The 22,204-nt window shown below is 68.6% G+C and carries 16 protein-coding genes and 1 riboswitch; of the genes, 6 read left to right on the top strand and 10 right to left on the bottom strand.

All coding sequences use genetic code 11. The features are described 5' to 3' along the window. Positions 1-124 precede the first annotated feature (124 nt). On the top strand, positions 125-1,027 hold the full coding sequence (locus tag ACOOGH_RS07185) for a hypothetical protein (RefSeq protein WP_420448274.1): 903 nt from the start codon (positions 125-127) through the stop codon (positions 1,025-1,027). Between the two features lie 57 nt (positions 1,028-1,084). On the opposite strand, the gene ACOOGH_RS07190 is transcribed toward ACOOGH_RS07185, so the two are convergent. Both ACOOGH_RS07190 and ACOOGH_RS07195 read right to left on the bottom strand, forming a co-directional pair. Next, positions 1,085-1,483 carry a type II toxin-antitoxin system VapC family toxin gene (locus tag ACOOGH_RS07190; protein ID WP_420448275.1) on the bottom strand — a complete coding sequence of 133 codons (399 nt, stop codon included), beginning with the start codon at positions 1,481-1,483 and terminating at the stop codon, positions 1,085-1,087. After that, a complete protein-coding gene (locus ACOOGH_RS07195) occupies positions 1,480-1,764 on the bottom strand; it encodes a type II toxin-antitoxin system Phd/YefM family antitoxin (RefSeq protein ID WP_420448276.1) in 285 nt (94 codons plus the stop codon). Before ACOOGH_RS07195 ends, ACOOGH_RS07190 begins: the two co-directional genes overlap by 4 nt. A 194-nt stretch (positions 1,765-1,958) precedes the next feature. Between ACOOGH_RS07195 and ACOOGH_RS07200 the strand changes: the two genes are divergently transcribed. Then, positions 1,959-2,912 carry an aldo/keto reductase gene (locus tag ACOOGH_RS07200; RefSeq protein ID WP_420448277.1) on the top strand — a complete coding sequence of 318 codons (954 nt, stop codon included), beginning with the start codon at positions 1,959-1,961 and terminating at the stop codon, positions 2,910-2,912. Positions 2,913-2,989: 77 nt separating this feature from the next. Here the strand turns inward: ACOOGH_RS07200 and ACOOGH_RS07205 are convergent, their stop codons facing one another. From ACOOGH_RS07205 to ACOOGH_RS07220, 4 genes are all read right to left on the bottom strand, one after another. Continuing rightward, a complete protein-coding gene (locus tag ACOOGH_RS07205; RefSeq protein ID WP_420448278.1) occupies positions 2,990-6,232 on the bottom strand; it encodes a WD40/YVTN/BNR-like repeat-containing protein in 3,243 nt (1,080 codons plus the stop codon). A 130-nt stretch (positions 6,233-6,362) separates the two neighbouring features. Next, a complete protein-coding gene (locus ACOOGH_RS07210) occupies positions 6,363-6,785 on the bottom strand; it encodes a hypothetical protein (protein WP_420448279.1) in 423 nt (140 codons plus the stop codon). 28 nt (positions 6,786-6,813) lie between these two features. Then, on the bottom strand, positions 6,814-7,581 hold the full coding sequence (locus ACOOGH_RS07215) for a hypothetical protein (RefSeq protein WP_420448280.1): 768 nt from the start codon (positions 7,579-7,581) through the stop codon (positions 6,814-6,816). 134 nt (positions 7,582-7,715) lie between these two features. Beyond that, positions 7,716-7,946, bottom strand: coding sequence for a Bor/Iss family lipoprotein (locus tag ACOOGH_RS07220; protein WP_420448281.1), 231 nt, complete (start codon positions 7,944-7,946; stop codon positions 7,716-7,718). A gap of 141 nt (positions 7,947-8,087) precedes the next feature. Between ACOOGH_RS07220 and pheA the strand changes: the two genes are divergently transcribed. Next, positions 8,088-8,984 (top strand): prephenate dehydratase, encoded by an 897-nt coding sequence (gene pheA / locus ACOOGH_RS07225; protein ID WP_420448282.1) that lies wholly within the window; start codon positions 8,088-8,090, stop codon positions 8,982-8,984. Between the two features lie 12 nt (positions 8,985-8,996). Here pheA and ACOOGH_RS07230 read toward each other — a convergent pair whose 3' ends face one another. From ACOOGH_RS07230 to metH, 4 genes are all read right to left on the bottom strand, one after another. Then, positions 8,997-10,388, bottom strand: coding sequence for an amidase (locus tag ACOOGH_RS07230; RefSeq protein WP_420448283.1), 1,392 nt, complete (start codon positions 10,386-10,388; stop codon positions 8,997-8,999). A 34-nt stretch (positions 10,389-10,422) separates the two neighbouring features. Then, positions 10,423-11,391 (bottom strand): outer membrane protein, encoded by a 969-nt coding sequence (locus tag ACOOGH_RS07235; RefSeq protein WP_420448284.1) that lies wholly within the window; start codon positions 11,389-11,391, stop codon positions 10,423-10,425. A 110-nt stretch (positions 11,392-11,501) separates the two neighbouring features. Next, positions 11,502-13,343, bottom strand: a complete 1,842-nt coding sequence (locus ACOOGH_RS07240) for a bifunctional homocysteine S-methyltransferase/methylenetetrahydrofolate reductase (protein WP_420448285.1) — start codon at positions 13,341-13,343, stop codon at positions 11,502-11,504. Beyond that, positions 13,340-17,104, bottom strand: a complete 3,765-nt coding sequence (gene metH / locus ACOOGH_RS07245) for a methionine synthase (RefSeq protein ID WP_420448286.1) — start codon at positions 17,102-17,104, stop codon at positions 13,340-13,342. Before metH ends, ACOOGH_RS07240 begins: the two co-directional genes overlap by 4 nt. Positions 17,105-17,144: 40 nt before the next feature. Next, positions 17,145-17,218: riboswitch (SAM riboswitch) on the bottom strand. A gap of 95 nt (positions 17,219-17,313) precedes the next feature. Between metH and ACOOGH_RS07250 the strand changes: the two genes are divergently transcribed. From ACOOGH_RS07250 to ACOOGH_RS07260, 3 genes are all read left to right on the top strand, one after another. Then, complete coding sequence (locus tag ACOOGH_RS07250) at positions 17,314-20,112, top strand: DUF5916 domain-containing protein (RefSeq protein ID WP_420448287.1); 2,799 nt, start codon at positions 17,314-17,316, stop codon at positions 20,110-20,112. A gap of 121 nt (positions 20,113-20,233) precedes the next feature. After that, positions 20,234-21,391: an o-succinylbenzoate synthase gene (menC, locus tag ACOOGH_RS07255; protein WP_420448288.1), complete on the top strand. Its 1,158-nt coding sequence runs from the start codon at positions 20,234-20,236 to the stop codon at positions 21,389-21,391. After that, positions 21,388-22,200, top strand: coding sequence for a GNAT family N-acetyltransferase (locus tag ACOOGH_RS07260; protein ID WP_420448289.1), 813 nt, complete (start codon positions 21,388-21,390; stop codon positions 22,198-22,200). Before menC ends, ACOOGH_RS07260 begins: the two co-directional genes overlap by 4 nt. Positions 22,201-22,204 lie beyond the last annotated feature (4 nt).

Genomic DNA, 22,204 nt, shown 5'->3' on the forward strand with positions numbered 1-22,204 from the left:
CGCACGCGGCCCGAAACGGAACGCGACCTTCGCGGCTTTGCAACGGGGCTCCGGATGCGCATCCTCTCCCGGTCCGTGAACCAACCCGAGACGCCACCCTGCGCGCGAGACGAGACCCTCTGAAGTGAGCGAAACACCAGGACATCCGGAAACGTCGGCCGAGAGCCGCTTCGTCCAGCGACTGCGGGGCGACGAGCCGACGATGACGGTCGAACTGCGTCCGCCTCGAAGCGGGCTCACCCGCGGCGGCGCGATGGACATGTGGATAGACCTCTCCCACGCCATCCGGGGACTGGCGGCGCGCGACGCGTTTCTCATGCTCACCGACAGTGCCGTGGGCGAGGAGGAGGAGGAGAACCTTCAGCACCTTACGGCGAACCTGGCCAACGAGGTCGAGCCGTGGCGGGTCGTCCCCTTCCTGACCTGTCTCCACCCGCTCGACTACTGCCTGCGCTACGTGGACCGCGCGCGGGCCCGGGGCGTCGAGAGCGTGACCGTGACCGGCGGGGACAAGGTGCGAGGGACCGAACGCTGCGTCCCCCACGGATATCAACTCAGGCAGAAATTCCGGGAGCGAACACGGAGCCTGTCACTCGGGGGCTGGGTCAACCTGCACCGTCCCATCGCCGAGCAGGTCGGCTTCGCTGCGGACCCGGAGTACGAGGCGGACTACTACCTCACTCAGGTCGTCTCCCACCACGACCTGGCGCTGGCGGAGGGGTGGCTGGAGAGCGCGGAGCGAGAGGGCCTCGGGATCCCCGGCTCGTTCGGCGTCTTCTACTATCGGAACGGCCGCCGGAGTGTGCTCGAGCGCCTGTCTCGGTTCTTCCCGGTGCCGGTCGAGTCGGTGGCCTCGGCATTCGAGGCGGGGGTCACACCGGACGGTCACTGCGCCGAGACGATCGTCGCGCTTCGGCGCCTCGGCGCTGTGCACGTCTATCTGTGCAATCTGGCCCCGCACCACGCCGCCACCCAGTTCAACCGCGTCATGGCCGAGGTCGCCCGGCTGGAAGCGCACGGTGGCTGAGCCGGAGTCCGCCTGAGCCGGAGTCCGCCTGACCCGGAGAGCGCCCCCGGATCCGCCTCATTCTGTCGCGTCGATTCGGCTCAGTTTGCCGGGCCAGTCGAGGATGCGCCGATCGGCCGTTAGCAACCGATGTCCTTCGAGGGCCGTGGCAACGATGAGCCTGTCCGCCGGATCGGAATGGAAGCCGGCCAGCCGCGTAGCGCGAATGCCTATCGCACCATCCACCGGGACTTCGACGAGGCCGTCGCGGAGGAGAGTCCGCCTCCAGGCGGCAACGTCCTGCCGTATTTCGAGCCGCCCCTTCTCCTGCAACATGGCGATTTCCCAGAACGAGATTCCGGACACGGCCAGATGGCCCTGCTGGAGCCCTCGGTCGATACGTCGGCGTGCTCGCCGCCCAAGCCGTCCATCTGCGGTGCGCATCCAGATGAGGATCTGGGTATCGAGCAGGATCACGGATCGAGGTCCAGGCCCCTGTCGGTCGTAGCCTCCCACTCGACATCGATCGGAGCCCCGATGTCACCGTGTATGCGGATCACGTCGCGGTCGCGTCCGAACCAACTCGCCGGTCTCTGGCGGTGTGGGACGAGCTTCGACACGGGGCGACCGTTCTTGGTGATGACGATTTCCTCGCCGGTCTCGGCGACTTCATCCATGAGCTTGAGACACTTCGCCTTGAACTCCGACGCCTTGATGGTGCGGGGACCACCCGCGGCGCCCTCGTGGTCTGCTTCCATCGGTCCGCTCCGGGTCTGTCCGACATCTTCAACGCACCATCAATAGAACCATGGTCATGACCATGGTCAAATACGCCGCGGAGACCGCGCCGGAGGGGGGGCAGCGGTTGGGGCCCGCAAGGTGTTACCCGAGCGTCGGACCTGTCCGGCATGCCTGATGCCTCAGTACAACCCCAGCACGAGGAAACTTGAAGATGGTCACTCGACGCGACTGGCTCCGCACTACCGCTGCCGCGGGCGCGGCCCTCTCCCTGAACCCCCGCGTCCTGCGCGCCTTTCAGGGGCAGGAGATGATCACGCGGCCCATCCCCTCAACCGGGGAGGAACTGCCGATCGTCGGCCTCGGAAGTTCGGCGACGTTCCAGCGTGTGGCGCGCGGCGACGACGTCACGCAGCTCGAGGGGGTGATGCAGGCGCTCGTCGACGGCGGCGGCTCGGTGTTCGACACCGCCCCCGGCTACGGCTCCTCCGAGGAAGTGGCGGGGGACATCTGCCAGAGGCTCGGCATCTCCGACCGCGTCTTCTGGGCGACCAAGGTGAACGTAGCCGGGCGTGGCGGCGGGTCTGCCGACCCGGATGCGGCGCGCGCCCAGATCGAGCGCTCATTCGAATACTTCGGCGTCCCCGTCATCGACTGCATCCAGGTCCACAACCTGGGAGATCCGCCGGTACAGCTGGGGATTCTCGAGGAGCTGAAGGCAGCCGGGCGAGTCCGCTACATCGGGATCACGAGTACGAGCGATCGACGGTATCCGGCGCTTGCGCAGGTGATGCGGGACTACCCCCTCGACTTCATCGGTGTCGACTACGCGGTCGATAACGTGAGCGCAGCCGAGGAGATCCTGCCGCTCGCGGCGGAGCGGAATATCGGCGTGCTCGTCTACGTGCCCTTCGGGCGCACCCGGCTCTGGTCACGCGTGGGCGACCGTGAGGTGCCGGAATGGGCGAGCGAGTTCGACGCCCATTCCTGGGCTCAGTTCTTCATCAAGTTCGCCGCTGCGCACCCCGCCGTGACGGTGGTTACGCCGGCCACGAGCCGGGCGGAACACATGATCGACAACCTCGGCGGCGGCATGGGGCGTCTCCCCGACGAGGACCAGCAGCAGCGCATGGTCGAGTACGTGAGCCAGCTGCCCGAGGCCGGCTGACCGATCCGCCTCGGACAGCTTGAGCGGAGGCCCGGGCAGGCGTTCCCGCGGGAACGTCGCCCCGGGCCTTCCGCCGTTCAGGAGACAAGTTCGACCGATTCGTCGGCCGGATCGACCGGGGCGAGTCCGAGACGCTCCAATTCGCGGTTCACCGCGGCCAGTTCGACCCGCCAGACATCCTCGAGGCGGGTCGTGTAGCCTTCGAGTTCGGCGACCATGATCTCGAACACCTCGTACATCCCGCTCCCGGGCCGGCCGTCGCCGCGCTCGGACATCGAGAGCAGGTTCGCGAGCCGGTTGTTCACCCGGATCGGGAAGTTGAGCGGGTCCTGGTTGCTCCGGTTCCGCACCTGATAGATGTCCCCCTCGACGTCTGAGGCGGCGCTCCGCAGAGCGTCCGCGGCCCCCGCCAGTACCGCGTCATCCGACGCCTCCAGCCGGTCGTCGAGTTGCGACTTCACGCGCCGGATGGCGATCACGGCCGAGTTCGCCTCGTTCACGCGCTCCCGGATCCGCATCCCGAACTCGAACTGTTCCTGGAGGTCCTCGTCGGTCACGCCCTCGATCCAGGGGTGACGGGCAACCTCGATCTCCGTCGTTCGCACCTCGCCGTCGGCGGTGAGGCGAACCGTGTAACGACCCGGCGGCACGACCGGCGCCATCGTCCGTACCCCCCACAGGATCATGCCCGGGAAGGTTGCGGCGGGCGCGACCCGCAGATCCCACTGCAGCATGTTGAGGCCGGCATCGGCGGACATCGCCGGACCTGCCCAGCGGTCCCGAGCCGGGGTCGCCGCCGCTTCCTCACCCTCCGCGGCCGCCGAATCCCCCTCGGCGGCCGGGTCCGGACGCGCGGCCGGCTCGTAGGCGCGCAGCAACGTCCCCGACCCGTCGAGGATCTCGAGCCGGGCCTCCTCGGGCGCCTCCCGGAACCACCACGACAGTGTCGCGCCGTTGGCGGAGCGGTACGCGGTCGCCGGATCGAACAGCGCGACCGCCTCCTCCGTCAGACCGGCACGCGCCTGCCGCAGGGGCGCCAGGTTGTCGAGCACCCAGAAGCCGCGGCCGTGGCTCGCGATCGCGAGTTCGTTGTGCTCCACGATCACGTCCGACACCGGCACGTCGGGGAACCCCGGGTTCAGCTCCTGCCAGTGCGCCCCGTCGTCGTAGGAGATGTACATGCCGTGCTGCGTCCCGGCGTACAGCAGCCCTTCCCGGTTCGGATCCTCGCGCACCGCGTGCACGTAGGCGTCTTCCCGGATCCCGTCCACGATCTTCGTCCACGTCGCCCCGTAGTCGTCCGTCTTCCAGATGTAGGGCGACAGGTCGTTCAGAAGCGGCTTCCGGACCGACACGTACGCGCGGCCCGCGTCGAAGGCCGAGGCGTCGATCTGGCTCACGCGCCCGAAGTCCGGCATGTCGGGCGGCGTCACGTCCGTCCACGTCGCGCCGCCGTCGCGCGTCACGTGTACGAGGCCGTCGTCGGAGCCCGCCCAGATCACGTCGATGTCGACCTTCCCCGGCCCGACCGAAAAGATCGTGGCGTAGACCTCCGGCCCGTTCATGTCCCCGGTGATCGGCCCGCCGGAATGGCCCAGCGTCATCGGGTCGGCGCGCGTGAGGTCGCCGCTGATCGCCTCCCAGTCGTCCCCCCCGTTCGTCGTCTTCCACAGCCGGTTCGAGGACGTGTAGAGGACGTTCGGATCGAGGGGGGAAAAGATGATGGGGAAGGTCCACTGCCAGCGCTCCACCATCTCGCTCGCCGGCTCCCCGGAATAGAACCACGGATAGGGGTTCACCTCGCGCGAGGTGCCGAGCCGCCGGTTGAAGCGGTCGAGGTAGCGCCCGTTGTTCGTGCCGGAGAAGAAGACGTCGAGATCCTGCGGGTCCGGCGCGATGTAGCCCGGTTCCCCGCCCCCGGCGCGGTACGCAACCTCCATCGAACCCTCCGTGACGCTCGCCGGCTGACCGCCGAACGGAGGCGCCTGCCCGAAACCGAAGCGGTTCGCGTTCCAGGCTGAAGGCAGACACAGCGTGCTGTTGTCCTGCTGCGAGCCACAGACATGGAACGGGACGTGGGCGGTGGTCACGCCGTGGTAGAACTGCGCGGTCGAAAACTCCTGGTCCGTCCAGTGCTGCCCCGTATCGAAGCTGACCGCGCCGCCTCCGTCGTTGGCCACGATGAGGTGGGCGGGGTCCTCCGGGCTGATCCAGAAGTCGTGGAAGTCGCCGTGCGTCCCGTTGTTGATGACCTCGTACGTGACGCCTCCGTCCGTCGAGTGGAAGAGCGAGGTGTTCTGCACGTACACGACATCGGGGTCGTGGTGGTCGGCGAACACGTGCGTGTAGTAGAAGGCGCGCTGCCGGATGCGGCGCTCGTCGTTGACCAGTTCCCAGGTCTCGCCGCCATCGTCGCTGCGGAAGAGCCCCCCGTCGGCGTGCTCGAACAGCGCGAAGACGCGGCCGGAGTTGGCGCTGGACACGGCGAGTCCGATCCGCCCCACCACGCCCTCGGCCGGCATGCCGGGGTTCCGCGTGATCTCCGTCCACGTGTCTCCACCGTCGGTACTCTTGAACATCCCGCTCCCGGGGCCGCCGGAGGACATGGTGTATTCCTTGCGGAAGGCCTCCCACAGAGCGGCGTAGATCACCTTCGGATTGTTGCGGTCGAGGGCGATGTCCACCGCGCCGGTGCGCTCATCGCGGAACAGGATCCGCTCCCAGGTGTCGCCCCCGTCCGTGCTCCGGAAGAGGCCCCGCTCCTCGCTCGCCGCGCCGTATTTCCCGAACGACGCGACGTAGACGATGTTCGGGTCGGTGGGATGGATGCGGATCTTCGCGATCCCGTCGGATTCCGAGAACCCGACGTGCTCCCACGTCTCGCCCGCGTCCCGGCTCCGGTAGACGCCGTCCCCCGGCATGATGTTGCCGCGGATGCAGGTCTCGCCCGTGCCGATGAAGACGAGGTCCGGGTCCGTCTCGGAGACGGCGACCGCGCCCACCGACGCCGACGTGATCTTGAAGTCGGTGACCGGGAACCAGTTCTCTCCCCCGTCCGTCGTCTTCCACAGGCCGCCCCCCGTGGCGCCGAAGTAGCCCTCCAGCGGCCGCCCCACGACGCCGCTCGCGGCGATGGAACGCCCGCCACGGTCGGGGCCGAGGTTGCGCCAGCGGTATCCCGCCAGAAACGCGGAATCGAGGGTCACCGCCCCGGGGGCGACTTCCTGCGCGTCCAGCGGTGCCGGCTCGCCGGGGCCCGCGAATGTTGTGAAGAGGGAAAGCGCCAGAAGTGAAGAGATGAGGCGCGGGATGCGGTTCATGGCGTGGCTCCGGGAACGGGACTGTCGACAGCCGCGAGAGATCGACCGCCAAGATAGGCGCCGATTCCGCGCCGATGGAAGGTGGCCGGTATGCCTCAGCGGTCCCCCGGCGCGATCCCCCGGGGGGACGTCAGTTCCCTTCGGAGGCCCCGGGCGCCGGTAGCTGCAGCGGCAACATCACGACGGATTCCACCCCGAGCGCGTCTTCGCGGGCGCCGAGAACGTAGTCGGCGCCAACCTCCCAGGTATCCAGGCCGGGCACAGGCTCCGCGTGACACAGAAAATCGCCGTCCGCCTCAAACACGAGCCAGTCCCACGACTCCCGCGGTTTCGGGTAGCGGGCGACCCAGACGCGCCCGTCCCGACCTGCCACGAGTCTGCTCACGGCGGGGAAGCGGTCGGCGACCGGACGGTCGTCGCTCACGTTGAGGTCGGTGATGGGGCTCCTCTCCCCATCCCCGCGACGCCGCGCCAAGTAGTCCTCTCGCCACGCACGCACGTCGGCAGAGGTGACATCCCGGTCGCCGTCGAGCCAGCGAATGATCCGACGCAACCGGAACTCTTGGTCCAGCAACTGCACCTCAGGGTCCCGACCGTTCGTCACCGCGATCGTCGCGCCAACCGCATCGACGGAGGGGGCGGCCTCGAAGAGGGGGTCGAGAACCAGGTTGATGGGGCCGCTCGGAGGACCGTACCGGCGCCCCCTCCAGGGTCATCAGAGTGCCGATCAGGTCCCCGTCCGGTGTATGCGCATCGACAAAGACATCCCGAGGCGTGCGGTAATCTCCACCTCCTCCTTCTATGCGCACGTTCACGGAGTACCCGTTCGACAGCACTCCTCCTTCCCGGCTCGGATTCGCGTACGCGGGGCTGGGCCGGACAAGCCGGACGAACTCGCCGTCGGCGGCGAAGACGTTGAAGTGCCAGGGCCGGAGGTTGCCCACCCAGAGGGTGTCGCCGGGCAGCACCCACATCAGATACGGACTGCGGAACTCGCCGGGCCCCGCGCCTTCCCGCCCCATCGACCGGAGGTACTCCCCCGTCGGACTGAAGATACGGACGCTCGCGGTCCCCCTGTCGGCGACGGCGACGGAGCCGTCCGAGAGGAGTGTCACGCCGCGCACGAGGTCGAACTCGTAGCGCTCGTCGCCGGCCACATCCCCCACCTCGAAGGTCGGCTCACCTACCGTACAGCGCTCGTCGCGACTTAGGGGATCGCTCGTCACGATGGCGACCCCGGCGCTATCGATGACCATCGCGCGGGTGGGTCCTGCGTCGTCTTGATCACAGGCCGCCACGAGCCCCGCGAGTGCCGTCGCCAGCAGTCGATATCCTCGTAGCATGGTCACGTCCCTCTTCCGCAGCAGTTGGGTCCGGTGGCCGTTAAAGGGCCTTCCCGGAACTACGCATCCCCAAGGCCGATGTTTCGTGGCCCACGAAGACCGATGTGGATGTTGTGGACTGCCCAAGACTAACCTCGGCTTCAGCCGGAACTATCGGAGCGCCCCTTAGGCACGCCCGGCGTCGATCCCCGCGACTCAGGGACTTCAGGCTGCGGTTGCGTTCCATCCGTCTCCTCGGCGCTCCCGCATGTCACGACAATTTCCATCGGTGAGTAGATGCCCAACGTGAGCGCCGAAACGAGCTGGTTCAGGACGGAGATTCGTGTTTCGACCCACGCCACGCCGCCCTCGCCACAGCCCCGTGCCGGCACAATCGAGGGTCAAGGTGATCGCGGCGGAGCGGGTACGGTGAATTCTCACATGACGACCGAATCCACGTCGAGAACGGCGCGGCCCGTTCCTCGCCCACGAAGACTCGCTTCGCGATCTGGACCAAGGGCGTATCTTCCGGGATGGGCGACACGAGCGACGTAGCGGCGAAGCCCGAGGGGTCTGAGCGGGCGAGGACGCGCGGACAGGCCAGGGTCGGCTACCTGGGGCCACCCGGGACGTTCAGCCAGCAGGCCGCCCGGGAGTACGCTCCGGCGGCACATCACGTCGCGTTGGGGGACATCGCCGGTGTCGTGGCGGCGGCCGAGACCGGTGCGGTGGAGGAGGCCATCGTCCCGCTCGAGAACAGCACCGAGGGCGCCGTTACGGTGACGACCGATCTGCTCGTTCACCGCACGGAGCTGAAGATCCGGCGGGAAGTCGTGGTCCCGATCCACCACTGCCTGCTCACGGAGCCGGATGTCGCGCTGGAGGACGTGGAGGTCGTCTACTCCCACCCCCAGGCGATCGCCCAGTGTCGCGGCTATCTCGAGCATCATCTCCCGGGGGCCGAGGCGGTGGCTTCGCTGAGCACGGTGAGCGCGGTCCACGACATGCAGGCTGCGGGACGCGCGAGCGCCGCCATATCAAGCCGCCGCGCGGCCGAGGTTCTCGGGGCCTCCGTCCGCGCGTCCGGCATCGAGGACATCCCCGGCAACCGCACCCGGTTCGTCGTCCTGGGGCGGGAGGATCACCAGCCGACGGAGAGGGACAAGACGTCCATCTGCTTCGATTTCTCCGCCGACGGGCCCGGCACGCTCCACGGGGTGCTCAGCGAGTTGGCGGACCGCCGGATCAACATGCACAAGATCGAGTCGCGGCCTGCGAAGAGCAGTCTCGGGCAATACGTGTTCCTGATCGACATGGAGGGTCACCGGGAAGATCCCGTCGTGGCGGAGGCCCTCGAGAGCATCCGCGCGCGGGCGTCGTCATTCAAGATTCTGGGGTCCTACCCGCAAGCGTCCGACCCGGCCCCGTAACGGCCGCGTCGACTAGCCGGCAACCCGCGGCGGCGGCCCCAATCGCGTCAGGTTGGTCCCGAGCACGCCCTCTACCGCGGCCGCCTGAGCCAGGAGCGTCAGGTCCCCGCCGGAGGGTCCCATCAGCTGCAGGCCGACAGGCATTCCCTCGTAATCGATCCCGGCCGGAAGCGAGATGGCGCACATGTCGAGCATGCTGGCGGGGCACGTGCCGGAAAGCATGGCGCGGTTGGCCTTCCTGTAGGCCTTGAGCCGGGTGAGAGACGCGAGCGGCGGCGGCGAGATCGGGAGCGTGGGCGTCGCAAGCAGATCGATCCGCTCGGCGGCCAGTCGGGCGTGAACGCTGGCCGAGAGTCCGCGGCGGTGCTCATGAGCGGCGATATACTCGAGCGCCGGCACGCGGCCCGCGGCTTGCAATCGAGTGCCGATGATCGGATCGAGAAGCGGAATCCAGTCGGGCAGCTCGCGCTCGAGGAACTCCACGAACTCGGGCTGGACGATGGGTCCGGAGAGGTAACGTTCCGCCGCTTCATCCAACTCGGGAGCTTCGAGTTCGAGCAGGTCCGCGCCAGCGGCACGAAGCTCATCCAGCGCCGCCTCGACCACGGCCGCGATCCCGGCGTCCGCGTCCGTCCACAGACGGGACGCGGGGACCCCTATCCTCAGCCCCGAAACACCCTCCGGGACTGCGTCGTCCGACTCATCCCCGCCTCGCCCGGGCGGGTCGATGGCGCGGAAGGCGTAGCGCAGATCCTCCACGGTGTGGGCCAGCATGCCCACCGTGTCGAGCGACGTGCTCAAGGGGACAACGCCCGTGGTCGGCCAGCGGCCGGTAGTGGGACGGAGGCCCACGACCCCGGTCGCAGAGGCGGGGATGCGGATCGAGCCCCCCGTGTCCGAGCCCAGGGCAATCCTCGCCGACCCTTCCCACAGGCTCACCCCGGCGCCAGCCGATGATCCGCCGGGGGCCCGATGCTCGACGGGATCCCATGGGTTCACGGGCGTCCCCGTGTTCGGGTTCAACCCGACCCCGCCGAAGGCGAACTCGACGGTGTGCGTCTTGCCGGTGAACACGGCGCCCAGCCGGCGGAGAGACGTGACAAGGAAGCCTTCCGGCCAGGCGGGGAGCGCCCGCCTGGTTCCGGCCCGCAGCGGATATCCGTCGAGTGCGTACAGATCCTTGACCGAGACCGTGACGCCGGCGAGAGGGCCCGGATCCTCGCCGCGGCCGGCTGTGGTGTCGATTGCGTCGGCTTGCCGCCGCAGGGCGTCCGCTTCGAACGCGATGTACGCGTTGAGGTCGCTGGCCTCGTGGCGACGGATCGCGGCTTCAGCCTCGCGCTGCGCTCCGCCGCCACCCGCCCGCACATCCGCCGCGACGCGCCGGATCGTCGTTCGGTTCACTTGCCCTGCGTGCGAGTTGCCCGCGACGCGACCGCTACAGGCGATACTTCATGGTGGCGCTCACGGCCCAGTATCCCAGGCGCGTGAAATCCATCGTCGAGATGAAGGGCGTGCTTCCGTCCGCATGCACCGGCGCGTGGCTTCGAATGGTCGTCCACTGCGCGTCCACGCTGACGTCTGGCGTCTCGACCCAGCGACCCTTCAAACCGATGGAGACCTCGTCGGAGAGGGCGTAGTCCACGCCGGCCAGGACCTGGTATCCCAGCCCCGTCTCGGAGACATCGGTCGTCAGCTCGCTGACGGTTCCCGCCGCGGCGCGCTGCCAGTCGGGTGAGGCGCCGGGGTCCGTTCGAGAGCCCCCGAAGGCCTCGAGGTAGCCCTCCGAGATCGACTTGCGCGCGAATCCGATGTAATAGCGATAGGAGACGTGGGAGAGTCCCCCGCCGACGCCGAAGTACGGCGTCAGAGGGCTCCCCGTCGGCAGCGAGTAGGTGAGATTGGCGAAGAACTGCCGCCCCCGGAACTCGGAGATGTCTCCCCACGGCGGCCGCTCCGGGCTCCATTCCGTCTCCTTCCCCGTGATCGCGGCTCCCGACTGCGTACCGAGGGTCAAGAGCGTGTTGTGGATGATCTGGTGCCGCTGCAGCCCTTCCACCTCGACGCTGAGTTGGCCGAGGGAATAACCGACGGCGAGGCCGCCGGAGAGTCCCAAGTCCGGGTCGTAGGAGTACAGGCCGCCCAACTCGGAGCCCGCGAGGCAGCCCACTTCCCCGCGCGGTGCGTCGCTCAGGTTCGGGTACAGCAGCCGGTCGCAGCGCGTGGGACTGTTCGGTCCCGAGAGCGTCGTCTCGGTAGCGGCACCCTGGGCAAAGCCCACGCCCATCGAAAGATAGAGTCCGCGCGTCCCCTGGGCGGACGCGGTCGAAGCTCCAATCAGCACGGAGGTGGCGAGGAAAGCCACGATCCTGAAGATTCGCCAAGGGGTCGATCCTGAGTTTCGCATGATTCCTCGCTCGTGTGGATTCCTGGACTGCCACATGGAAGCTACGGAGGTCGCTCCCGTCAACCGCGCGACCGCAGCCCGCCGAAGCAGGTGCGACAGGCTCCCTTCGGTCAGCCTGACAGCACGGCGGCGGCGCGGTCGACCTCGTTGCCGGGAGTGCTGACCAGGGCACCCGCGACATGAGGCCGCACCGCCTCCAACACCTCGCGGGCTACGGCGACGCCTTCACGCGCCGCCGCATCGGCGCCGCGCTCCTGCGCCCGCGCCATTCGCTCCAGCACCTGCGGAGGCACGTCGACCCCCGGCACCTCGTGCGCGAGGAATTCGGCATTCTCCATCGACAGCGGGGGCCATAGACCCACGATGAGCGGCACGCCGAAGTCCTCGATCTGGCTGGCGAAGGCGAGGAACTGCCCGGGGTCGAAAGTGGGCTGTGTGACGGCGAAATCGGCGCCGGCCTCGGCCTTCCAGGCGAAGCGCCGGATCTCTTCTTCAGGGTCGACCGCTCCGGGATTGACCGCGACTCCCTTCACGAAGGAGGTCGGAGCGCCGATCGAGCTTCCGCCCGGGTCGAGGCCGAGGTTCAACTGCCGGACGATGTTGGTGAGGCCGATGCTGTCGATGTCGTACACGCCGCCCGTGTCGTAGGGACCCCCGCGCGGGGGGTCTCCGGTGATGAGGAAGACGTTGCGGAGGCCGGCCGCGGCCGCGCCCAGGAGGTCGCTCAGCATGCCGAGCATGTTGCGGTCGCGGCAGCTGTAGTGCGGGACCGTCTCCAGGCCGAGTTCGCGTTCGATGACGATGGCGGCGGGGAGCGAGGCGATGCGGCTCCTGTGCGCCGGGCCGTCGACGATATGGACCGCGTGCACGCCGGCGTCGCGGAGCCGGCCGGCGCCCGCCAGCAGCTCGCTCGGGTCCCAGCCGTGTGGCGGCGTCAACTCCACCGCCCGGACAAACTCGCGATGCGCGAGCCGGCGGCCGAGAGCCGAGCGTTCCGCGAGCGGAGGCGGCTCCGCGGCCGCCTGGCCATCCGCGTCGCTCGGAGGGGAGACGGACACGCGAGCCGGTCCGGGGCCGTTGGTCCCCAGCAGCGTCGCGGTCAGGCGCGTGTGCTCCGGCGACGTGCCGCAGCACCCCCCCACGAAGCGGGCGCCAGCCTCCGCCATGCGGCGGGCGTAGCGGGCCATGTATTCGGGACTCGCGAGGTAGATCTTCCGGTCCCCGATGTCCCGCGGGAGGCCGGCGTTGGGCAGCGCGGACACCGGCCTCGAGGTCGCGGCGACCATGCGCTCGACGCCGAACAGCATGGAGGACGGCCCGACCGAGCAGTTGAGCCCGATGACGTCCGCCCCGGCGTTCTCCAGCGCGGCCGCCGCGGCTTCGATCGTCGCACCGTATTCCGTGTGGCCCGCGTCGCCGAACGTCATCTGCGCGAAGATCGGCGCAGCCCCCGCGACGGTGCGCACCGCCCGTACCGCCTGCAGCAGTTCGTCGAGGTCGGAGAAGGTCTCGAGGATGAAGCCGTCCACACCGCCTTCGGCGAGCCCGGCGATCTGCCGCCCGAAGAGATCGGCCGCCTCGTCCACCGAGGTGGGGCCCCAGGGCTCGATGCGGATGCCGAGCGGGCCGATCGCTCCCAGCACTTCGGCGCGCCCGCCGGCCGCCTGCCGGGCCAGCCGCGCCGCCGACGCGTTGATCTCGTGCGCGGCCGGCTCGAGGCCGAACGGTTCGAGTTTGACCGGGTTGGCTCCGAACGTGTTCGTTTCGATGAGCTGCGCCCCGGCGCGGACGTAGTCGGCGTGGACACCCAGCACCAGGTCGGGCTCCGAGAGGTTCAGTTCGTCGTAGCACTGGTTCACGAACACGCCGCCCTCGTACAGCACCGTCCCCATCGCGCCATCGATCACATGGACCTGGTCCCCGTCGATCCACTCGCGAAGCCGCTCGCTCATGACGTCGCCACCGGCACCGGATCCCGGTCGTACCCCAGGTTCGGCGAGAGACGGCGCTCCGCTTCGGCCAGCGAGATTCCGCTGCGCGCGGCGTAGTCCTCGACCTGGTCCAGTCCGATGCGGCCGAGGCCGAAGTACCGGGCTTCCGGCCGCGCGAAGTACCAGCCGGAGACCGATGCGGTCGGGTACATGGCCCAGTTTTCGGTGAGGGTGATCCCGACACGACGCTCGACGTCGAGCAGGTCGAAGAGGAGCGCCTTCTGCGAGTGGTCGGGACACGCCGGGTAGCCCGGAGCCGGACGGATCCCGACGTAGCGCTCGGCGATGCGTGCGTCATTGTCGATGACCTCGTCCGGCGCGTAGCCCCAGAGATCCGTGCGCACGATCTCGTGCAGGCGCTCGGCCAGCGCCTCGGCCAGCCGGTCGGCGAGCGACTTCGCGAGCAGGCTCCGGTAGTCGTCGACGGCGGCCTCGAAGCGGGCGCAGAGCGCCTCCAGGCCGATCCCCGCCGTCACGGCGAAGGCACCGCTCCAGTCGGAGACTCCGGCCGACTCGGGCAGGACGAAGTCGGCCAGGCTCACGTTCGCACCCGAGGAGCGGTCCATCTGCTGGCGTAGGTGGGGCACGCGCATCAACTCGCGCCGCCCGTCCCCCGACGCGAACAGGACGATGTCGTCTCCTCGCGCATTCGCCGGATACAGACCCGCGACCGCGCGCGCCGTCAGGGATCCGTCGCGCAGGATCTCGTCGAGCAACCGGCGGGCATCGTCATACAGCGACCGCGCCGCCGCTCCGCGCGCGGGGTGATCGAGCAACTGCGGGAAGCGCCCCTTCATCTCCCAGGCCTGGAAGAAGGGCGTCCAGTCGATGTAGTCGACCAGTTCCTCCAACGGGAACGGATCGTACACCTGTACTCCGGGTCGGCGCGGGGCCGGCACGGGTCGCGTCGCGTCGATCGGGAGCCGGTTGCCTCGCGCCCGGCCGAGCGTCGCGAGCGGTCGCCGTCCTCCCCGGTACTCGTCGCGCACACGCCGGTATTCGGCGCGCGTCCGCTCCACGAAGTCCGCCCCGCCGTCCTCGCCCAGGAGCTTCCCCACGACCCCGACCGCCCGCGAGGCGTCGAGCACATGCACGGTCGCCCCCGAGTACCGCTCCTCGATCTTGACCGCCGTGTGCTTGCGCGACGTCGTCGCGCCGCCGATGAGGAGCGGCAGGTCGAACTCCTGTCGTTCCATCTCGCTCGCCACCCGAACCATCTCATCCAGCGAGGGCGTGATGAGGCCGCTCAGGCCGATCACATCCACTTCGTGTGCCCGCGCCTCCGCCAGGATGCGGTCGGGAGGCACCATGACGCCGAGATCCACGGTGTCGTAGCCGTTACACTGCAGGACGACGCCGACGATGTTCTTCCCGATGTCGTGGACGTCTCCCTTCACCGTCGCAAGTAGGATCGTTCCCTTCCCCTTCCGGACCGGCCCGCCGGAACCGGCGTTCGTGCCCGCCGCGGAGGCCGCCTGTGCCGCCTTCTCGGCCTCCAGGTGGGGCACGAGGAAGGCGACGGCCCGCTTCATGACGCGCGCCGACTTCACGACCTGCGGCAGGAACATGCGCCCGCTTCCGAACAGGTCTCCGACCCGGTTCATCCCGGTCATGAGCGGTCCCTCGATGACCTCGAGCGCCTTGCCGTACAGGAGGCGGGCCTCCTCGGCATCCTCCTCGATATGCTCGACGATCCCCTCCACGAGGGCATGCTCGAGCCGCGTCTCGACGCCCTGCGAGCGCCACGCGTCATCCACCCGCGTCTCGATCCCTTCGTCCCGGATCCGGCCCGCGAGATCCGTCAGCCGTTCCGTCGCGTCCGGGTGGCGGGCGAACAGCACGTCCTCCACCGCCTCGAGCAGTTCCGGATCGATGTCGTCGTAGAGCGGCAGCCGCCCCGCGTTCACGATCCCCATGTCGAGTCCGGCGGCGATCGCGTGGTACAGGAAGGCGGTGTGCATCGCCTCGCGCACCGCGTCGTTCCCCCGGTAGGAGAAGGAGATGTTGCTGAGTCCGCCGCTCGTCATCGCGCCCGGGAGTTCGCTCTTGATGCGGCGAACGGCCTCGATGAAGGCGACCCCGTACTCGTTGTGTTCGGCGATCCCCGTTCCGACGGCGAAGACGTTGGGATCGAAGATGATCTCCCCGGGGCGGAAGCCGGCCCCGAGCAGGAGCCGGTAGGCGCGGGCGCAGATCTCCAGTTTGCGGTCCACGGTGTCCGCCTGGCCCTGCTCGTCGAAGGCCATGACGATGACGCCCGCCCCGTAGCGCCGGATGCGGGCCGCCTGCTCAAGGAACGCCTCCTCTCCCTCCTTGAGCGAGATCGAGTTGACGATCGCCTTCCCCTGCGTGCACTTGAGCCCCGCCTCGATGACCTCCCAGCGCGAGGAGTCGATGACGGTAGGGACGCGGGCGATGTCCGGTTCCGCCGCGATGAGGTTCAGGAAGCGGGTCATGGCGGCTTCGGAGTCGAGCAGCCCCTCGTCCATGTTCACGTCGATGAGCTGCGCCCCGTTGACGACCTGGTCGCGCGCGACCTCGACCGCCTCGTCGAAGTCGTCCTCCCGGATCAGGCGCGCGAAGCGGGCCGAACCCGTGACGTTCGTGCGCTCGCCGATGTTCACGAACAGGGTGTCGGGGCGGATCGCGAGCGGCTCGAGACCCGAGAACCGGGGCAGCGGCTCGATCGCGGGAACCGGTCGCGGGGGCAGGCCCTCGATGCGCTCGGCGATGGCCCGGATGTGTTCCGGCGCCGTCCCGCAGCAGCCGCCGACGACATTGAGCAGCCCGCGGTCCGCGAAGTTGCCCAACAGGTCGGACATGTGGGCGGGCGTGTCGTCGTAGCCCCCGAACTCGTTCGGCAGCCCCGCGTTGGGGTGGCAGCTCACGGGGACATCGGCCACGGCGGAGAGTTCCGCGACGTAGGGCTCGAGTTCCTCGGCCCCGAGCGCGCAGTTCAAGCCGACGAAGAGCGGGTTCGCATGCTGAATGGAGAGCCAGAACGCCTCCACGGTCTGGCCCGACAGGGTCCGCCCGGAGAGGTCGGTGATCGTACCGGACACCACGATCGGCAGCGGCTCGCCGAGATCCGCCTCGAGTTCCAGGATGGCGAAGATGGCCGCCTTCGCATTCAGGGTGTCGAAGACCGTTTCGACGAGCAGCACGTCGGCGCCGCCCTCGACGAGGCCCTCCGCCTGCTGCCGGTAGGCGCGGGCGAGTTCGTCGAAGGTGACCGCGCGGAACGCCGGGTTCTCGACATCCGGAGAAAGCGAAGCGGTCCGGTTGGTCGGCCCCATGCTCCCGAGCACAAAGCGGGGCCGCGAGGGATCCGCCCGCGTCGCCTCGTCGGCTTCGCGCCGGGCGATCCTCGCCGCCGCGAAATTGATGTCGTCGATGAGGTGGGCGTTGCCGGCCTCGGCGGAGATGCCGTAGTCGGCCTGGGAGATGGCCTGCGCGTTGAAGGTGTTCGTCGTAACGAAATCGGCCCCCGCTTCCAGGTAGCTGCGGTGAAGGGCGGCGAGCTCGTCGGGACGGGTGAGGCACAGTACATCGTGGTTCCCGAACAGAGGCTGAGGATGATCCGCGAGCGGACCCGCGCGATAGGCCGCCTCATCGAAGTCCAGCCGCTGGATCATCGTTCCCGTGCCGCCGTCCATCAGGAGGATGCGCCGCTGCAGCGCCTCCCGAATCCGTGCGACACGCTCTCCTTGCCCTTCGGACACGATGCTCACCCCACAAAAAAAAGCCCGGCCGCTAAAGAATCGCGCCCGGGGCGTGGCTCTTTAGCGATTGTTTTACGTGGTTGCAATCCGCCTCAAATCACCACGTCCGGTACGCTCCGGCGGGACAAAACTAGCGCGCGCGCCGTGAAATGGGAAACTTGCGGCGCGCACGGTTAAACAACGTGACGGCGGGATGTGTTTGGGGTGATATGGGATGCAGACATGGAGCGGGCCGCGCGGCGTTCCTCCTCGCGGCTCTTGCGATAAACGGGGCGGGGTGGGGGCTTTTCGGGCAGCAGGAGGGGCTTTCGCCCCCTGAAGGGCCCGAAGCGACCGTTTTCAGGGGTGGCGTGGCACCAGCCGCGGTGGAGGCGGTGCGCCGGGAGGGCGCGCTCTCGATCGATGGTCGGCTCGACGACCCCGCCTGGCAGCTGGCCCCCATCATCACCGACTTCGTACAGGGTGTCCCCGTGGAGGGCGCGGAGCCATCCGAGCCGACCGAGGTGCGGGTGGTGTTCGACGACGGCGCGCTCTACGTCGCCGCCCGCATGTACGAGAGCGACCCCCGCGTGATCCGGGCGCGCCTCACCCGTCGGGATGAACGGGGCTCGTTCGATTCCTTCAAGCTCTCGCTCGATCCCAACCGGGACGGACTCACGGGCTACGAGTTCGAGGTCAGTGCCGCCGGCGCGGAGACCGACCGGTACCTGTTCGGCGATACCCAGGAAGACACGAACTGGGACGCGATCTGGGACTCCGGCGTGCAGGTCGACGACCAGGGGTGGACCGTTGAGATGCGGATCCCGCTGTCCCAGATCCGCTACGAAGCCCGCCCCGGGCTGCAGACGTGGGGGATCAACTTCGAACGTCGGCGCCTCGAGACGAACGAGACCGACTATTTTGCCCTGCAGTCGCGCACGGCCCGGGGCCGGGTGAGCCAGTTCGGCACGATCGACGGACTGCACCTCCCCCAGTCGAGCCGCAGGTTCGAGGTCCGTCCGTTCGCCGTGTCCCAGTACCACACCGCCCCCGCGACGCCGGGGAACCCGCTCTTCGATGGCACCGAGATGGACCCGCGTGGCGGTCTGGACATGAGCATGGGTATCGGCTCCGCCTTCAGCCTCGACGCAACCATCTACCCCGACTTCGGCCAGGTCGAGGTGGACCCGGAGGTCATCAACCTCACCGCCTTCGAGACCTTCTTCCCCGAGAAGCGCCCCTTCTTCGTGCGCGACGCGCAGATCTTCACCTTCGCCGGCTCGCGCGGCGGCCGCTTCGGCGGCGGGAAGGCGCTCTTCTTCAGCCGGCGGATCGGACGCGAGCCGCGCGGATCCGGGCCTTACGACGCGGACTTTCACGACGAGCCCCAGATCACGTCGATTCTGGGGGCGGCGAAGCTCACGGGCCGGACACGGAGCGGCCTCTCCGTCGGCGCGCTGGCGGCGGTGACCGGACAGGAGATGGGGCAGGCGTACTTCGCGGGCCCGGATTCGCTCGGACGGTTCGTGGCCGAACCGCAAGCCGAGCACGCCGTCGTTCGACTCCAGCAGGACTTCAGCGGGGGCGCGAGCAAGATCGGCATCATCGGCACGGGACTGAAGCGGGAACTCCCGGGCGACGGATCGTTCGACTTCCTCCCCTCGGAGGCGTTCAGCTTCGGGCTCGACTTCGAACACCAGTGGGGCGGAGTCCGCGGCCGGGACTACCGTTTCTGGGGTTTCTACTCCGGTAGCCTCGTCCAGGGCTCGAACGAGGCGCTCCTGCGGTTGCAGCAGAGCCCGATCCACTATTTCGACCGTCCCGACGCCACCTACCTCGCGGTCGATTCGACGGCCACTTCCATGTTCGGAAGCGACTGGCGCGTGCAGCTCGAGAAGGCGGAAGGGCACTGGACGTGGAGCGCATGGGCGGGCCAACAGACCCCCGGCTTCGATGTCAACGACTTCGGTTTCCTGACGAGCGGGGAGCGGCTGGACGTGGGGGCCCGGATCGGATATCGGGAGATCCATCCCGGCAACCTGTTCCGGAACTACAATATAAGTCTCTTCACCTTTCACAACTTCCGTCACTCGTTGCTCGAAAAGGTGCGGGGCCCGGACCATTGGCGCCGGTCCTACGACACGGGTTCCGCGTGGATGAGCGGCAGGTTCACGTTCCTCAACAACTGGGCCTTCAACCTCAACCTCTCGTATTCGCCCGAATCGCAGTCCGACACGCAGACCCGCGGCGGTCCGCTGATGACCGAACCCGCCGAGTTCAACGTCCGGGTGGACGCGAACACGGACCGGAGCCGTTCCCTGCACGTGTCACCGCGGTTCTCCTATCGCGTGGCGGCGCAGGGACGCGGGCACGACTTCAACACGGGGCTGGACATCTCCTACCGTCCGGTCCCGAACTGGCGTTTTTCGCTGGGCCCGAACTACACGGACAGGCGGGACGCCGCGCAGTACGTGACCCGCTCCAGCGTGCTGGACTACGGGCCGACATACGGTACGCGGTATCTGTTCGGGGATCTCCAGCGGACGGGGTTCTCGATGGAGACCCGGCTGAACGTGTCCTTCACGCCCGACCTCAGCCTTCAGCTCTACGCGCAGCCGCTCCTCTCCGCCGGCGACTATCTCGGCTACCGACAGCTCGAGGCCCCCGGATCGTTCGACTTTGTCGAATACGGCGAGGGGCAGGCCTACCGCTTCAACGGGGCCGTGACGGGATGCACGGACGGGACGACGTGTGCCTTCAACGGTTCGCGCTACTTCGACTTCGACGGGGACGGCACGCTGGACTACTCCACCAGCGACCGCGACTTCAACATCCGTTCGCTGCGGGGCAACGCGGTGTTCCGCTGGGAGTACCGTCCGGGTTCCGAACTCTTCCTCGTATGGCAGCACGCGCGCCGTGACAGCGCCCTGCTCGGCAACTTCGACCTCAATCGAGACCTCGAGGGCTTGTTCCTCGCGCCCGCGGAGAACGTCTTCATCGTGAAGGTGAGTCACTACCTCTCCATCTGACCGTCCCGCCAGGCCCGGATTCTGGCGCGACCGGTGTCGCAACGGCTAACGTCCCGCTTCCAGATCGGGCCTTGCTGCGGCTCTCGACGCCGACCTCGCCCACCCCGCGGAGACGAACGCCTTGCCCACGAGTCCTCTGTGCCTGACGGAAGTCACGCTACGGGAGATTGAACTCCCGCTCCGGGAGCGGTTCATCATCTCATCCGGATGGGTCGAGAACCGCCGCATCCTCCTCCTCGAACTGCGCGACGAGAATGGCGCCACGGCCTGGTCCGAGTGCGTGTGCGGGGAGCAGCCGAACTATTCTCCCGAGACCGTGGACACCGCGCGGTTGGCGCTGCGGCGCTGGCTCCTGCCGCGGGTGCTGGGGCGGGAGATCGAGGGTCCGGAGGCGGTCAAGCCCCTTCTGGATGAGGGCGTTCAGGGCCACCCCATGGCCAAGGCCGCGATCGAGATGGGCATGTGGGGACTCGCCGCGGAGACGGCCGGCGTCTCGCTCTCCAGGCTCGTCGGCGGGACTCGGGACCGGGTGGCGACAGGCATCTCGCTCGGCCTCCAGCCTTCACCCGCCGCACTCGCCGAGAAGGCGCGGCAGGCGGTCGACCAGGGCTACGGCAAGGTCAAGCTCAAGATCAGCCCGGAGAAGGACATTGAGTACGTTGGCGCGGTGCGTGAAGCGCTCGGGCCCGAGCGGGCGCTCGCGGTCGACGCGAACGCGGCCTACACGCTGGAAGACGCGGACCGTCTGGCGGAACTCGATGCGTTCGGTCTGATCATGATCGAGCAGCCGCTGGCGGCCGGCGACCTCGTGCGCCACGCCCGTCTCCAGGAGCGGCTCGCGACGGCCGTCTGTCTCGATGAGTCGATTGTGGATCCCGCCTCGTGCGAGGATATGCTGGCGCTCGGCAGCGGGCGGATCGTGAACATCAAGCCGGGCCGCGTCGGCGGGTTCCGGAACTCGCGGGAGATCCACGACATCTCGGCGCGGGCCGGGGTGCCGGTCTGGTGCGGAGGGATGCTCGAGAGCGGGATCGGCCGGGCATACAATGTCGCGCTCGCCTCGATGTCGAACTTCCGGCTGCCCGGCGACCTGTCGCCGAGCGCCCGCTACTGGGAGCGCGACATCGTCACCCCCGAGTGGACGATGAGCGCGGACGGCTTCGTGACCGTGCCCCGGGACCGGCCGGGCCTCGGCGTGGAAGTGGACATCGAGCGCGTGGAGGCGCTCACGCGGCGCAGCGAAACGATCGCCGCCACCGACGTCCGCGTCCCGGTGTGACGGAGTTTCGCGCGCTCGAGACGCTCGAGGAGTGGCGCACCTGCGTGGACCTCCAGGAGATGACGTGGGGGAAAGGGTTCTCCGACATCGTTCCGGCCTCCGTCCTTCAGGTCTCGCAGAAGATCGGCGGCTTTGCGGGAGGCGCGTTCGAGGACGGTCGCATGATCGGCTTCGTCTATTCCCTCCTGGGCGAGTTCGAGGGTGTCTCCTCTCACTGGTCGCACATGCTGGCCGTCGAGCCTGCCGCGCGCGGGCGAGGCCTGGGCCGCGACCTGAAGCTGTTTCAGCGGGAGTCTGTCCGGTCGAGCGGGATTCGCACCATCTTCTGGACGTACGACCCGCTGGTCGCGCGCAACGCACACTTGAACCTGAACCGGCTCGGCGCGACGGTGCTTCGCTACGCGCCGAACATGTACGGCGCCGATACGGGGAGCCCCTTGCACGCAGGCGGGGAAACCGACCGGTTCATCGTGCGGTGGGATCTCGAGGGCCCGGAGACCCGCCGGGCCCTCGACGAGGGATCCCGGCGCTCGGCCCGGCGTCTCCACGCGCCGCTTCCGGACCCGGCGTGCGTCGTGCCCCGGCCGGGAGGGGACGGCGCGGCGGGCGGCGGACTGCCCGGGGGCGACGAGGTCTTCGTCGAAGTTCCGGCGGACGTCGAGTCGCTGCCTCCGGACGGATCGCTCGTAAGGTGGCGCGAAACGGTGCGGGACGCGTGCCTGGCCTATCTCAGGAGGGGATATGCGGTGGAGAGCCTTGTCAGAAATCCCTCGGCGGACCGGTGCTTCTATGTCCTGCGCCGGAGCTGATGCC

The organism is Candidatus Palauibacter sp. (assembly GCF_965213655.1).
Lineage (GTDB): Bacteria > Gemmatimonadota > Gemmatimonadetes > Palauibacterales > Palauibacteraceae > Palauibacter.

Bases quoted from the DNA above. Each gene is read 5' to 3' on its own strand.
- ACOOGH_RS07195 (WP_420448276.1), bottom strand. From the start codon at position 1,764: ATGGAAGCAGACCACGAGGGCGCCGCGGGTGGTCCCCGCACCATCAAG.
- ACOOGH_RS07200 (WP_420448277.1), top strand. From the start codon at position 1,959: ATGGTCACTCGACGCGACTGGCTCCGCACTACCGCTGCCGCGGGCGCG.
- ACOOGH_RS07205 (WP_420448278.1), bottom strand. From the start codon at position 6,232: ATGAACCGCATCCCGCGCCTCATCTCTTCACTTCTGGCGCTTTCCCTC.
- pheA (WP_420448282.1), top strand. From the start codon at position 8,088: ATGGGCGACACGAGCGACGTAGCGGCGAAGCCCGAGGGGTCTGAGCGG.
- ACOOGH_RS07235 (WP_420448284.1), bottom strand. From the start codon at position 11,391: ATGCGAAACTCAGGATCGACCCCTTGGCGAATCTTCAGGATCGTGGCT.
- ACOOGH_RS07240 (WP_420448285.1), bottom strand. From the start codon at position 13,343: ATGAGCGAGCGGCTTCGCGAGTGGATCGACGGGGACCAGGTCCATGTG.
- ACOOGH_RS07250 (WP_420448287.1), top strand. From the start codon at position 17,314: ATGGGATGCAGACATGGAGCGGGCCGCGCGGCGTTCCTCCTCGCGGCT.